13 protein-coding genes and 1 other annotated feature are annotated in these 12996 nt (G+C 64.0%); of the genes, 6 read left to right on the plus strand and 7 right to left on the minus strand.

What is annotated here, in order from left to right; translation table 11 throughout:
- The first annotated feature begins 1 nt into the window (after position 1).
- On the plus strand, positions 2-658 hold the full coding sequence (locus B5483_RS11025; protein WP_079730313.1) for a TetR/AcrR family transcriptional regulator: 657 nt from the start codon (positions 2-4) through the stop codon (positions 656-658).
- Between the two features lie 30 nt (positions 659-688).
- Here the strand turns inward: B5483_RS11025 and B5483_RS11030 are convergent, their stop codons facing one another.
- Both B5483_RS11030 and B5483_RS11035 read right to left on the minus strand, forming a co-directional pair.
- Positions 689-1207, minus strand: coding sequence for a YceD family protein (locus B5483_RS11030; protein ID WP_054948029.1), 519 nt, complete (start codon positions 1205-1207; stop codon positions 689-691).
- The gene (locus B5483_RS11035; protein ID WP_176168001.1) at positions 1204-1734 is read right to left on the minus strand and encodes a ubiquinol-cytochrome C chaperone family protein; all 531 of its coding nucleotides are present in this window, start codon (positions 1732-1734) and stop codon (positions 1204-1206) included. Before B5483_RS11035 ends, B5483_RS11030 begins: the two co-directional genes overlap by 4 nt.
- 170 nt (positions 1735-1904) lie before the next feature.
- Here B5483_RS11035 and B5483_RS11040 point away from each other — a divergent pair, with 170 nt between their 5' ends.
- The 4 genes from B5483_RS11040 to B5483_RS11055 all read left to right on the plus strand — a co-directional run bounded on the left by B5483_RS11040 (position 1905) and on the right by B5483_RS11055 (position 4569).
- Positions 1905-2399 carry an outer membrane protein assembly factor BamE gene (locus B5483_RS11040; RefSeq protein ID WP_054948041.1) on the plus strand — a complete coding sequence of 165 codons (495 nt, stop codon included), beginning with the start codon at positions 1905-1907 and terminating at the stop codon, positions 2397-2399.
- A gap of 78 nt (positions 2400-2477) precedes the next feature.
- On the plus strand, positions 2478-3038 hold the full coding sequence (gene hslV, locus B5483_RS11045; RefSeq protein ID WP_007013712.1) for an ATP-dependent protease subunit HslV: 561 nt from the start codon (positions 2478-2480) through the stop codon (positions 3036-3038).
- Between the two features lie 14 nt (positions 3039-3052).
- A complete protein-coding gene (hslU, locus tag B5483_RS11050; RefSeq protein ID WP_054948031.1) occupies positions 3053-4354 on the plus strand; it encodes an ATP-dependent protease ATPase subunit HslU in 1302 nt (433 codons plus the stop codon).
- 14 nt (positions 4355-4368) lie between these two features.
- On the plus strand, positions 4369-4569 hold the full coding sequence (locus B5483_RS11055; protein WP_007013714.1) for a DUF1737 domain-containing protein: 201 nt from the start codon (positions 4369-4371) through the stop codon (positions 4567-4569).
- 61 nt (positions 4570-4630) lie between these two features.
- Here B5483_RS11055 and B5483_RS11060 read toward each other — a convergent pair whose 3' ends face one another.
- The 3 genes from B5483_RS11060 to B5483_RS11070 all read right to left on the minus strand — a co-directional run bounded on the left by B5483_RS11060 (position 4631) and on the right by B5483_RS11070 (position 9105).
- Positions 4631-6115 (minus strand): SulP family inorganic anion transporter, encoded by a 1485-nt coding sequence (locus B5483_RS11060; RefSeq protein ID WP_079730315.1) that lies wholly within the window; start codon positions 6113-6115, stop codon positions 4631-4633.
- A gap of 68 nt (positions 6116-6183) precedes the next feature.
- Positions 6184-6239, minus strand: a sequence feature (sul1 is cis-regulatory element that is thought to sense ions involved in sulfur or methionine metabolism; They are found in Alphaproteobacteria).
- A 109-nt stretch (positions 6240-6348) separates the two neighbouring features.
- The gene (locus tag B5483_RS11065) at positions 6349-8169 is read right to left on the minus strand and encodes an ABCB family ABC transporter ATP-binding protein/permease (RefSeq protein WP_054948034.1); all 1821 of its coding nucleotides are present in this window, start codon (positions 8167-8169) and stop codon (positions 6349-6351) included.
- A gap of 36 nt (positions 8170-8205) precedes the next feature.
- A complete protein-coding gene (locus B5483_RS11070; protein WP_054948035.1) occupies positions 8206-9105 on the minus strand; it encodes an aspartyl protease family protein in 900 nt (299 codons plus the stop codon).
- 144 nt (positions 9106-9249) lie between these two features.
- Between B5483_RS11070 and B5483_RS11075 the strand changes: the two genes are divergently transcribed.
- Complete coding sequence (locus B5483_RS11075) at positions 9250-10167, plus strand: hypothetical protein (RefSeq protein ID WP_079730316.1); 918 nt, start codon at positions 9250-9252, stop codon at positions 10165-10167.
- A gap of 10 nt (positions 10168-10177) precedes the next feature.
- On the opposite strand, the gene B5483_RS11080 is transcribed toward B5483_RS11075, so the two are convergent.
- Positions 10178-11647: a lipopolysaccharide biosynthesis protein gene (locus tag B5483_RS11080; RefSeq protein WP_054948037.1), complete on the minus strand. Its 1470-nt coding sequence runs from the start codon at positions 11645-11647 to the stop codon at positions 10178-10180.
- Positions 11644-12645, minus strand: coding sequence for a glycosyltransferase family A protein (locus B5483_RS23485; RefSeq protein ID WP_245828979.1), 1002 nt, complete (start codon positions 12643-12645; stop codon positions 11644-11646). The genes B5483_RS11080 and B5483_RS23485 overlap by 4 nt, the downstream gene beginning before the upstream one ends.
- Positions 12646-12996: the final 351 nt, after the last annotated feature.

The following is a 12996-nucleotide window of genomic DNA, read 5'->3' on the forward strand; positions in this document are numbered from 1 at the left end:
CTTGTCAAGCGCCTCATCAGGCTTCAAGGAGTGCGAAATCATGACGGGGGACAGGGTGGCGGATCCGAACAGAAGCTATCATCGGGACGACTTGCGGACTCAACTGGTTGAGGCGGCAGCCGATTATGTCGAGCACCACGGGCACGAGGACTTGTCGGTCCGAAAGCTGGCCCAGGTGGTCGGTGTATCGCCGGGCGCGCCCTATCATCATTTTCCCGACCGCCGCTCTCTGCTGATTGCTGTTGCGCTGACCGGCTACGACAGGTTGCTGGGGACGCATCGTGGGGAAACCTCGGCATCGCCGGAAGATGGGTTGATGGACTTGAGCCGGCATTTCATTGCCTTCGCGGAAGAAAATCCCCGCATCTTCTCGCTGATGTACGAGAGCGAACTGACCCGTCCATTTCTTGAGCCGGCGATTGCGAAAGCCCAAAGCGAGGGCTTTGCAATCCTGCGTGCTGCGGTCAGGTCGGTCGGTGAGCAGATTCCCGACGAGGCGCTGGGGTTCCGCGTGGCCGCGTACTGGTCCCTGCTTTACGGCTTCACGCTACTGCGCAGCAACAGGATGCTCCAGCGGGACCACGAAATCGGGGAGCCGGAAGGGACCGAAGTCGTCGATGCCGTGCTTCGCCAGGCCATCAGGTTGGTAAAAGACTGAGCGTTTTCCCGGCGCGCCTTGCTTTGCCCGTCAGTTCTTCAGGTCGAGGCCCTTGAGTGCCGCGAAGGGCCCCTGATCCTCGGGTGAGCCGATGCCGGCGGCCTTGCGGGCGGCGTCTGCTTGGGGGCCGGTCAGAAACGGATCGATGGCGAGGGCGAGGCTTTGCGCCACGGCTTCGCCAAGGTCGATGTGCGTTCCGGAATACTCGATCTCATCGCAGTCGTCGGCGTCGAGCTCGATTTCCTCGTCGGGATTGTAGTCCGTGGCCTGCGGGACGAATCGGAAGAACAGTGGTTCCTCGGCCTCGACAGGGATGTCCTCGGCCGAAACGGCACAGGACTGGACGAAGCTGGCCCTGAGCGTGCCCCGCGCTTCGGCATCGCGTTCGCCCGAGCGGTTGAGCATGAGATCGGCTTCGAGATTCGAAATCCGCACCAGCCCGAAGCGCTTCGCCAGCGCGGCGCGCTCGGCCTCGTTGGCCTCGACGTGGACAGCCTTGCCTTCTGCCTGGCGAATGTCGATCTCGCGGGAGAATTCGTTGTGCGTCATCGCGCAATCCTTGCGGCCATGAGGTCCTCGTCGGAAATGGCGTCGAGCTGCGCAGCGAGGGCCTGCAGGCGGGTGGCCAGCGCTTCGGTATCCGCGCCTTCGATCAGCGTCACGTTGCGCTCCAGCACGGGGACGAGCGCGGCCTTGACCTGCGTATCGTCGCCGGCGGCGAAGGCTTCGCGAAGCGCGCCCAGGCGACCGCCGAACACGCTCATCAGCTTGCCCATGCGCTTGCCCACGACAAGATCGCCGACTCCGGACTGGCGCAGCTGGCCGTCCATGTCGTCGACGAAAAGTTCGGTCAGCCGCACCGAAGGTTCGATCAGGGTCTTGTCCCGTTCCATGCGCAGCATGACCAGCGAGGTCACCAGCGTTACCGCATCGAAGCGACCGGGAACGGTGTCGGCAACGCCGCACTGTGCGTACCATTCCTTCTCGCGCGCGATCTCCACCGTGCGATGCCAAAGGGGGCGGACTGCCTTGCGGCTGTCGGAGCCCTTGCCGAGAATGCGTGAGAGGAGGGACACGTGGGTAACTGGCCTTTCGTTCATCGGCAATTCAACGCAGCTGCCCCAACGCCCATTGCACGAGGCGATGGAGGGCCTTAAGGCTCGATGCCGTTAATCCGGCCGATATATGGGCGGGGCGCCTGCTGGCAATGCCTGGCATGGACGAACCGGACGATTGGAGTGTGAAAATGCGCAGTTTTGGTCCCAAGATCGCAGCGGCAGGCCTGGTGATGGCCCTGGCTGCACTGGCGGGCGGATGCACTTCGATCCGGGATCATCGCGGCTACATCGTCGATCAGACACTGGTCGATTCGGTCCAGCCGGGCGTCGACAATCGCCTGTCGGTGGAAAAGACGCTCGGTCGCCCGACTTTCGTCAGCCAGTTCGGCGAAAAGGACTGGTTCTACGTTTCGCAGTTTGTGAAGACGCCGCCCTTCGGTCGTCCGCGCACCAGCGAGCAGACGGTTCTGCGTGTCCGCTTCGATCCCAAGGGCAATGTTGTCGCGGTCGATCGCCGCGGCATGGAGCAGGTCGCCCGCATCAGCCCGAATGGCGACAAGACCCCGACGCTGGGCCGCCATCGCGGTCTGCTCGAAGACCTGTTCGGCAACATCGGCGCCGTGGGTGCCGGCGGCATGGGCGGCCAGGGCGGTCCGAGCGGACCCGGTCCGAACGGCAGCTGAGCGCATTTCTTTTTTGCGTTTGCGGACAGCTCGGTCCCAGCCGCTTGAACCTTGCGGCTCGGGGCATATATCCCCGGCATGGATAGCAATGGGGCGAGCCACGGCCTGATCCAGTGGCACGGTACGACGATCGTCGGCGTCAAGAAGGGCGGCAAGACCGTCATTGCCGGCGACGGCCAGGTTTCCATGGGCAATACCGTGATGAAGCCGAACGCGCGCAAGGTGCGCCGGATCGGTGAAGGCGGGAAGGTCATTGCCGGCTTCGCGGGTGCGACGGCCGATGCCTTCACCCTGTTCGAACGCCTGGAGCGCAAGCTGGAGCAATATCGCGGCCAGCTCATGCGCGCGGCGGTGGAACTGGCCAAGGACTGGCGCACCGACAAGTACCTGCGCAACCTCGAAGCGTTGATGATCGTGGCCGATGCGGACACCATGCTGGTGCTGACCGGCAACGGCGATGTGCTTGAGCCCGAGGGCGGAATCACCGCGATCGGATCGGGCGGCAACTATGCGCTGGCCGCAGCCCGCGCGCTCGATCCTTACGAAGATGACGCCGAGGCCATGGCCCGCCGCGCGATGCAGGTCGCGGCCGAAATCTGCGTCTTCACAAATGACCGCGTGACGGTCGAGACCATCTGAGATTCCGGGGAAGCATGAAAGACAACCTCACTCCCAAGGCCATCGTTCGCGCTCTCGATGAACACATCATCGGTCAGAAGGAAGCGAAGAAGGCCGTCGCCGTTGCCCTGCGCAACCGCTGGCGCCGCCAGCGCCTTCCCGTCGACCTGCGCGACGAGGTGACGCCCAAGAACATCCTGATGATCGGCCCAACCGGCTGCGGCAAGACCGAGATCAGCCGCCGCCTCGCCAAGCTGGCGGAGGCGCCGTTCGTGAAGGTCGAGGCGACCAAGTTCACCGAAGTCGGTTATGTCGGCCGTGACGTCGAGCAGATCGCGCGCGACCTCGTCGAGGAAGCGATCCGCCTGGAGAAGGACCGTCGCCGGGAATCCGTTCGCGAGGCGGCATCGAAGGCCGCGATGGATCGCCTGCTCAATGCACTTGTGGGCGAGGGGGCATCAGAAGCGACCCGCGCCGCATTCCACCAGCGCATCACCGAGAACGCGATGAATGAAACCGAAGTCGAGATCGAGGTCGAGGACAGCCCCTCCGCCCCGATGGAGATTCCGGGCATGGGCGGCTCGGTCGGGATGATCAACCTGTCCGACATCATGGGCAAGGCATTCGGCCAGAACCAGCTCAAGCGTCGGCGGATGAAGGTGCCCGAAGCCTGGGACAAGCTGGTCGACGAAGAATCCGAAAAGCGCATGGACCAGGACGACGTGGCCCGCACGGCGCTGGCCAATGCGGAGACCAACGGCATCGTCTTCATCGACGAGATCGACAAGATCGCCGTGTCCGACGTGCGCGGCGGCTCCGTCTCGCGCGAGGGCGTGCAGCGCGACCTGTTGCCGCTGATCGAGGGCACGACCGTTGCCACCAAGTACGGTCCGATGAAGACCGACCATGTCCTGTTCATCGCCTCGGGCGCCTTTCACGTCGCCAAGCCGAGCGACATGCTGCCCGAACTGCAGGGCCGCCTGCCGATTCGCGTCGAACTGAAGGCGCTGACGGAGGAAGATTTCGTGCGTATTCTTTCGGAAACGCGCGCCAATCTCGTTGAACAGTACAGCGCCTTGCTCGGCACCGAAGACGTCAAGGTCCACGTGACGGCCGATGCGGTTCAGGAAGTGGCGAAGATCGCCGCGCAGGTGAACGAAAGTGTCGAGAACATCGGTGCCCGCCGCCTGCAGACAGTGATGGAAAAGCTGCTCGAGGAACTGAGCTTCGAAGCCGAGGACCGTACCGGTGAAACGGTGACCATCGACCGGGCTTACGTGCGCGACAAGCTGGAAGGTCTTGCGGGCAACGCGGACCTGTCCAAGTACATTCTCTGAGGAGAGGCCAAACCATGTACCAGACGCCCGAAGACCGCCCGATCTATCGCCTGCTTACCGGCAAGGACGACCGTGCCTTTTGCGAGCGCGTGTCCGAGGCGCTGGCGCAGGGATGGCGCCTTTACGGTTCGCCCACGATTTCGTGGGATACGGCCGAGAACTGCATGAAGGCGGCGCAGGCGGTGGTCTGGCACGAGGCCGACGTCGTCAAATAAAGGTTCGTAAAGGTCGGAGAGGGCCCCTGTCGCATGGTGCGGCGGGGGCCCTTTCGTTTTGTCAGTGCGGGACGGTGCCGAGTTCGAAGCCGGTCTTGTCGTGCAGGCCGAACTTGTCGACGATGTCCCTGCTCGCTTCGTTGTATCCGATCACCTTCACGCTGGCGCCGCCCTGGTCCAGCTTGCCGACGATCTTGTCGAGCGCGCCGACCGAGGAGATGTCCCACAGGTGGGCGTGGGTCATGTCGATGACCACGTTGGGCGCGGTTTCCTGGCCGGCCTGCATCTGCTCGACGAAGCGATGCACCGAGGCGAAGAAGATCTCGCCCGAGACGCGGTAAGTGGCGGTGTCGCCTTCCTGGGTCCGTTCGACGCGGAACAGGCGCTGGACCTTCTGCGCAAAGAAGATGCCGGACAGCAGCACGCCGGCGATCACGCCCTTCGAGAGGTCGTGGGTGGAGACGACGGTCACGACGGTCGTGAGCATGACCACCGAGCTTTGCCACGGGTGGCGGCGAAGGTTCGGGATCGAGTTCCACGAGAACGTGCCGATCGAGACCATGATCATTACCGCGACGAGGGCGGGCATCGGCACCCGGCCAACCCACGGTCCGAGCACCGCCAGCAGGATGAACAGGAAGAAGCCGGCGACGAAAGTCGACAGGCGGCCGCGGCCGCCGGAGGTTACGTTGATCACCGACTGGCCGATCATCGCGCAGCCGCCCATGCCGCCGAACAGGGCAGCGACGATGTTGGCGATGCCCTGGCCGCGGCATTCATAGCGCTTGTACGAATCGGTGTCGGTCATGTCGTCGACGATCTGCGCGGTCAGCAGCGATTCGAGCAGGCCGACGGCCGCCATGGCGAGCGCGGTAGGCGCTACGATCTGGAGAGTTTCCAGCGTGAGCGGCACTTGCGGCAGGCCGAACGAGGGCAGGCCGGAGGGCAGTTCGCCCATGTCGCCCACGGTGTGAACGGGCAGGCCCATCGAAATCGAGATCGCCGAGAGGACCAGGATCGAGATCAGCGGTGAAGGAACGGCCTTGGTCAGGCGCGGCAGCGTGTAGATCATCGCGAGCCCGGCAATGACCATCGCATAAGTGTGCCAGGTCACGTTCATCAGCTGCGGCAGCTGCGCCATGAAGATCAGGATGGCGAGCGAGTTCACGAAACCGGTGATGACCGAGCGCGAGACGAACTGCATCACCAGATTGAGCCGCAGCAGGCCGGCAATGATCTGGAACACGCCCATGAGGATCGTCGCCGCGAAGAGATATTCCACGCCATGTTCGCGAACCAGCGGCCCCACGAGGACCGCGACTGCCGCAGTCGCGGCCGAGATCATGCCCGGACGCCCGCCGGTGAACGAGATCACGATGGCGATCGCCACCGAGGCCCAGAGGCCTACAGCCGGATCGACCCCGGCGATGATCGAGAAGCCGATAGCTTCGGGAATGAGCGCGAGTCCGACGACGAGGCCGGCAAGCACGTCGGCCCGGATGTTGCCGAGCCAGTCCTGGCGAAATCGGGAAAGGGTATCAGTCATGCAAAGTCCGCATCATGCACATGTCCGCGACCCGCGAAGCACGCGGGCGTGCCAGTGAACATGTATGATGTTGCCCGGCGGATCGGCGGCCGGGATAGCCACCCGGAATTGCACCGGGTCCAAGCGAGTGGCGCGGCTTTTGCCGTGTTGCGAGTGCGAATGCAACCCGTCGCGGCTCGGAGGCGGTCGGGCGCAGGCCGCCTCGAGGGCGGATCGCGGTCCCGGCCCGAGCCTTATTCGGCGGCTTCGCCCAGCTCGTCGGTCTCGGAGGCCTGGCGTGCCCACATCTCGGCATAGAGCCCGCCCGCCCGCAAGAGCTGCCCGTGAGTGCCGCTTTCGGCCAGTCTGCCTTCCTGCAGGACGAGGATGGAATCGGCATCGGCGATGGTCGAGAGGCGGTGCGCGATGGAGAGCGAGGTGCGGTGTTCCGCGACCCGGTGGAGGGTGGCCAGGATGTCCTGCTCGGTTCGGGTGTCGAGCGCGCTGGTCGCTTCGTCGAGAAGCAGTATCGGCGGATTCTTGACGAGCGTGCGGGCGATGGCGACCCTCTGCTTCTCGCCCCCAGAGAGCTTGAGGCCGCGTTCGCCTACCTCGGTTGCGAAACCTTGCGGCAGGCGATCGATCAGGCCCATGAGCGCGGCGCCGCGGGCGGCTTCCTCGATATCCGCCTGGGTCGCATCGTCGCGGCCATAACCGATATTGTAGCCGATGGTGTCGTTGAACAGCACCGAGTCCTGCGGGACGATCCCGATTGCGGCGCGCAGCGATGCCTGAGTGACGTCCTTGATGTCCTGTCCGTCGATCAGGATGCGCCCGCCCTGCGGATCGTAGAAGCGGAAAAGCAGGCGGGCGAGCGTCGACTTGCCCGCGCCCGATGGGCCGACGATGGCATAGTTGCGGCCTGCCGGAACTTCGAAGGAGAGGCCGTGGAGGATCTGGCGATCCTTCTCGTAACCGAACACGACATTGTCGAAGACCACCGAGGGGCGCCGGATGACAAGTGCAGGCGCGCCGGGCCTGTCCGAAACTTCCTGGGGCTCGTCGAGCAGGCGGAACATCTCGGCCATGTCGATCAGGCCCTGCCGGATCGTGCGATAGACCATGCCCAGCATGTCGAGCGGACGGAACAGCTGCGTCAGATAGGTCTGCACGAAGACGAGCTGACCGGCGGTGTACTGGCCGCGGTACCAGCCCCAGACGGTATAGGCGAGGGCGCATGCCATGAGCAGGTTGACGATCACCGCCTGAGCGATGTTGAGCATGCCAAGCGAGTTCTCGCTCTTGACCGCGGCAGCCGCATAGGCGCGCGTTGCCTGGGCATAGCGCTCTTCCTCGCGGTGTTCTGCCGAGAAGTACTTTACCGTCTCGTAGTTGAGCAGCGAGTCGACGGCGCGGGCCAGGGCCTGTCCGTCGAGTCGGTTCATCTGCTCGCGCAGTTTGGTGCGCCATTCGGTGATCGTGCGCGTTACCCAGATATAGGCGGCGATCGCGACGGCCGTGGCGGCGACGAGGCCCCATCCGAAGTTGATGTAGAAGATGACCGCGACGACCGCGAGCTGGATCACCGTGGGGGCGATGTTGAACAGCATGAAGTAGAGCATCGTGTCGATGCTCTTGGTGCCGCGCTCGATGGTCTTGGTGATCTCTCCGGTACGCCGCCCGAGGTGGAAGCGCAGGCTCAGGCGATGGAGCTGGCCGAAGACGTTCTCCGCCAGTGAGCGCGTCGCATCCTGACCGACCCGCTCGAAGACGATGTTGCGCAGGTTGTCGAAGCCGGTCTGCGCAAAGCGCCCGGCCGAGTAGCCCAGCACCGTGAGCATCGCCAGTTGCACCAGCTTCGGACCGGTCGCGCCCATCGCATCGACGGCCCACTTGAGCAGGTAGGGCAGGGTAAGCTGCGTCCCGATGGACGCGAGGATGAAGATACAGGCGAACACGATCCGCCAGCGCAGGGCCTTGTTGTCGGCGGGCCAGAGGTAAGGAAGGAACCTCAGAAGCGTGCGCCAGCCGTCATGGCGGGCGTTGGGATTGTTCACGGCTGTATCGGGTGGCATCGCCGCTATTTAGGGAACCTTGGCGGTTACACAATCTCAACCGGGCAGATCGAACAGGATCTTTCGCGTCGTGAAGTCGATCGCCACGCGCCGGAATGCCCGCAATTCGCGCATGCCGAGGAAGATCGCGGGGCGCCTTTCAAGGTCGAGAGCCTTGAACGCCGGGGCATCGGCGAAGGCGATAAGCACATTGGTGACTTCCAGCGAATCCAGCTTGAGCTTTTGCGCGAGGCCGAAATTGATGGGAAGCGTCTGCCCGGTAACCGACGTCAGCATCCCGGTGCCTTTCTTGTGTTCGCGCATGGCCCGTTCCAGCGCGCGATTGCCGATCGTGCTGCTGGAGCCGGTATCGATGACAACCGAAGTGCGGATGCCGTCGATCATGGCCTGCGTCACGATCAGTTGGCCGGAGCGCTTGCGGGCGCGAACCGTGATTTCGTAGCTGCCGTTGCGGTCGAAATCGTGGGGGTCGCCGATCTGTATGGTGTTGCGGTCGAAATCGAGGACGACGCGCTGGTGCTGCAGGCTGTCGGTGCCCAGAATGCCGTCCGCGCCGATATGCCGGTCCTGCAGCAGGGGCACGGTGAGGTCGTAGAAGGTGCGTTGCCCGACATCGATGGAATCGATCCGTGCCGTTTCCGCCTCGTCCACCCCGGCCAGGCTTATCACCTTGGTGCTCGGACCGGTCCTCAGACCGAGCGATCTGGCGAGCGCGGTCGACAGCACCGTGTTTTGCGAGCCGGTATCGATGAGGAACTGGTAGGGCCCCTCGCCGTGGATCGCGACCCCGATGGTCATACGGTCGTCGGCGTCAGGCTGGGCCTCGAGGATTTCGCCGGCGGCATCGCTGTCGTCAGGGATCGATTGTGCTGGCGTGGCAGCTATCGCCGAATGCGCGATCAGGGCCGCCGCCAAAGCGAACGCCGTGCCTGTCATTTCCTGCTCCCGGGCAGTCGGTTTTTCTTATTTGTGGCTACGGGACTTTACCACCAAACCGGCCGCAAACAAAGGAATTGGGACGACTTGGCCCCCTGAACGATTGGCGATTGCTTAACGCTCGCATGATACCGCCGCGCAGTGATGTCGAAGTTTATGGACAGAGGGCTGCGCAAGCTGCGCGAGTTGCGCCACAACCGGGCGGCGAAGGCGGTTCTGGCGACACCGCCTGTCCAGCCTCGCGAAGATGGCGTCATCGTCTTTTCCATGATCGGCACGAGAGTTCTCCTGCCCTATCTGGTGGCAGCCAAGTCGCTCCATGCGCAACTGCAGCGCGGACGCTTCGTGATCCTCGACGATGGCACGCTGACGCATGCGGACAAGGCCGTGCTCGACCGGCATCTCGGCAAGCCTGAGATTCTCGCGATTGCCTCTGTCGAAACGGGCGATTGCCCGAGTGGGGGCTGTTGGGAGCGTCTGCTGACGCTGCTGGTGCTGCGCCGCAATGCCTACGTGATCCAGCTCGATTCCGACACGGTCACAACCGGACCGGTCGATGAAGTGCTCGAAGCCATAGAGCAGGGGCGAAACTTCACCCTTTGCGGCGGCGTCGATTGCGAGCTTCAACCGGTTGGGTGCTATGCCGCCGATCCCGAGCAGCTGGGGCGCGATGTCCATATTCAGCTTCTGGCCGAAGCGACGCTGGAGAGGATCGATGCGGGTCTGCCGCATCCGCGCCGTTATGCCCGTGGCTGCGCTGGGTTTGCAGGTTTTGCACCCGGCGGCTTTGATCGCGGCGTAGCCGATGCCTTCTCGCGCGAGGCTTCGGCATTGCTGGGCCGCGATCGTTGGCGACAATGGGGCAGCGAACAGGTCATGTCGAACGTCATCATCACGGCGGAGGACGAGCCGGTCCTGCTTCCCTATGCGCGCTACATGAACTTCTGGAATGAAGCGCCGCCCGCAGGCGTGAGCTTCATCCATTTCGTCGGCACCTACCGTTATCACCGCGACGCCTATACCGACGCCACGCATAGGGCGATCGCGGCATTGCGCGCCTGAGCGCAGCCCTTCAGCGGCGCAGGACGAAGCTGGCCAGCTCGAACAGGCTCCGGCGGGCAAAGACGAACAGAAGCGCTCCGTAAATTGCCGCGCCCGTCGCTATCAGCGCGACAAGGCGAACGACCGGCGCAAGGGTGCCGATGGCTTGGTCGAGCAGGGTGACGCCAAGGGCCATGGTCAATGCCGCCAGTACCGGAGCGTACAAGGCCCGGGCGAAAGCGCCGGTCGTTGTGCCGATGGCAGGCAATGACCAGGCGAGGGCGAAGGTCGCCAGCAGCGGGTAAGCGATCAGCCAGGCTGCGGCGATGCCGGTACTGCCGAATTGCGCGCCGACGAGAAAGGCTGCGGGCATCAGCACGGCACCCAGCGCCGTCGTGCGCGTTGCCAGGCCGGGTTTGCCGACGGCATTGGTCGCCGGAGCAAGCAGGACGTGCAGGGTCATGAATGGCATGGCCAGCGCCAGAAGCCTTACGACCGGGGTGGCCTCAAGCCACTTGTCCCCCAGCATGACATGGATCAGCGGCTGTGCCGTGGCGGCGAGGCCAAGACACATGGGCAGGGCGAGAAGCATGATGAGCCGGGTCGAAGCGACAAAGCCGGACGCGAGCGCGTCCCTGTCGTCCTTGACCCGCGCATAGGCGGAAAAGGCCACTTCGTTCAGTGGCGGCACCACCTTGGTGACGAAGATCTGTGCGAGGAACAGCGACGTCGTATAGATTCCCAGTTCATGCACCGGGAACGCACGGCCGGCGATGACGACGTCGGCCTGGGTCTGCACGAACCAGAACAGGCTGGAAACGGTCATCATCCCGCCATAGCGGGCAATGTCCCAAACCCCGTTGAAGTTGAAGCTTGGCCAGGTGAAGGCGCGCGCCACCAGCGCCATGCCGATCGCGCGGCTCGAGAACAGTGCAATCGGAGCGAGGACGAGAGTCCAGGCGCCCATGCCCGCCAGCGCGCCGCCGAGTGCTGCAAAGGCACCGATCAGCGCCGAGGCGATATTGACCTGTGCCTGTCGGCGAAAGTCCATTTCGCGCGAAAGGATCGCGTAACCCAGCGCAAGGAAGGGATTCGTTAGATAGATCAGCGCCTGTACCCGCAACATGTCGGCGACGACCGGTTGCTCGTAATACGCAGCGACCAGCGGCGCAGTGAGAATCTGGATCGTGGCGAGCACGCCGTTCAGGACGATCAGCATGCCGAAGAGCTGGCGCAGCATCTGCGCGCTCGTCTCGCTCTTCTGGATATAGGCGTTGGCCAGGCCGTAGCCATTGAGCAGCGCCAGCAGCCCCAGCACGACCGACGTCATCGCGTAGAGGCCGTAGTCGCCAGGCGACAGGATGCGGATGACCAGGAATGTCGCCAGCCAGGAGATCACCTGGCCCAGGATCTGCGTTCCTGACCGCCAGATCACTGCACTGCGCACTTTCTGGCGCAGGGTTGGTCCGGCGTAGGTATCGGCTTCCACGGCGCTCGTCACTGGCCACTGGCCTTCTGCAGCAAGGTTCCCAGCGTTCCCGTCGACTGGTTGCCGCGGCGATGCGCATTGCGGCGCCACGATAGCATCGGGCGCGCGAGCGAAGGCAGGACGTTCCATAGAGCGAAAGACAGGTTCCACACCGGTCCTTTGACGCGTGAGCGCACGGCCTTGAGTTCGGCCAGGCCACGGGAGGTATCGCCGTCCACGACGCGGTCGATGGCATGCTCGAAGGCCAGCGCCTGCGCGCTGTCTGATGCGAGGCGAGCGAGCAATGCCTGTTCGGGCGCGTCGACGGGCAGGGCGGCGCGGGCCTTTTCATAGACCTTGAGGTTGCCCATCAGCATGCGGCCCGCGTGGGCCGAGGCCGAATTGCTGCGTACCCGGTACTCGCCGAGCACTGCATCGACATAGCGGGCCGGACCGCCCAGTTGCATCAGGCGGACCCAGAGATCGAAGTCCTCGGATTGGGCCATTGTCGTGTCGAAGCCGCCAATGGCGTCGAAGTCCGCTCGGCGAAAGGTCGAGCCGATATAGACACCGAAGCTGCGGTCCAACACGTCGGCAAGCGTGCCGTGCAGGCCATCGCCGCTTCCCTGTCCGGCATTGAAGCACAAACGTTCGCGGGCGACGGCGCCGAAGATCAGGGCATTGCAGGTGGCCAGGCGAACTTCCGGCTCGGCCTCGAACAGACTGACCATTGTCGACAGATAGGTGGGGCGGAACCGGTCGTCCCCGTCCAGCAAAGCGATCAGCGGCGCGCAACTCGCTGCGATGGCGGCGTTGCGGGCAGCCGATACGCCCTTGTTGGCGGATTGGAGGAATCGGATGCGGGGGTCGTGCAAGTAGGGAGCGACGGCTCCTGCCACATCGTCGGGTGCGCCATCGTCGATGACCATGCATTCCCAGTCCGCGTAATCCTGCGCGAGCAGGGAATCGAGAGCCTCGCCAACAAGGTGGGCCACGCCATAGGCGGGAACGATAACGGCGATACGGGGCATTCGTGTGTCTATCCGGTTGCGCGATGACTTCGGCATTGCCGAGCGTGATAGCATGTGGGTGTTAACCAAGGCTCTACGCGAGCGGGGTCTGCCCGATCCGGCAGCGGGGAGGGGCACTGGCTGGGCGAAGGTGAAGTCCGCTGCTGCGTGCCGGCCCAGGGTGTGTACCTTGCGTCTGTTGGGCGAGGCCCCATGTTGTGTGAGGGTCTTGTGGAGGCTTGGTGGTTTTGGCCTGATCGGGGTTTCATGAAACTTTTTTGAAAAAAGGGTTTGACCGAATCGTGGGTGGGACTTAGAGGGCCTCTCACCGCGGCGGAACACACGGTTTTCTGCTACGGTCGCCAACACAGA

The sequence above is a fragment of the Novosphingobium mathurense genome (assembly GCF_900168325.1).
GTDB classification, from domain to species: domain Bacteria; phylum Pseudomonadota; class Alphaproteobacteria; order Sphingomonadales; family Sphingomonadaceae; genus Novosphingobium; species Novosphingobium mathurense.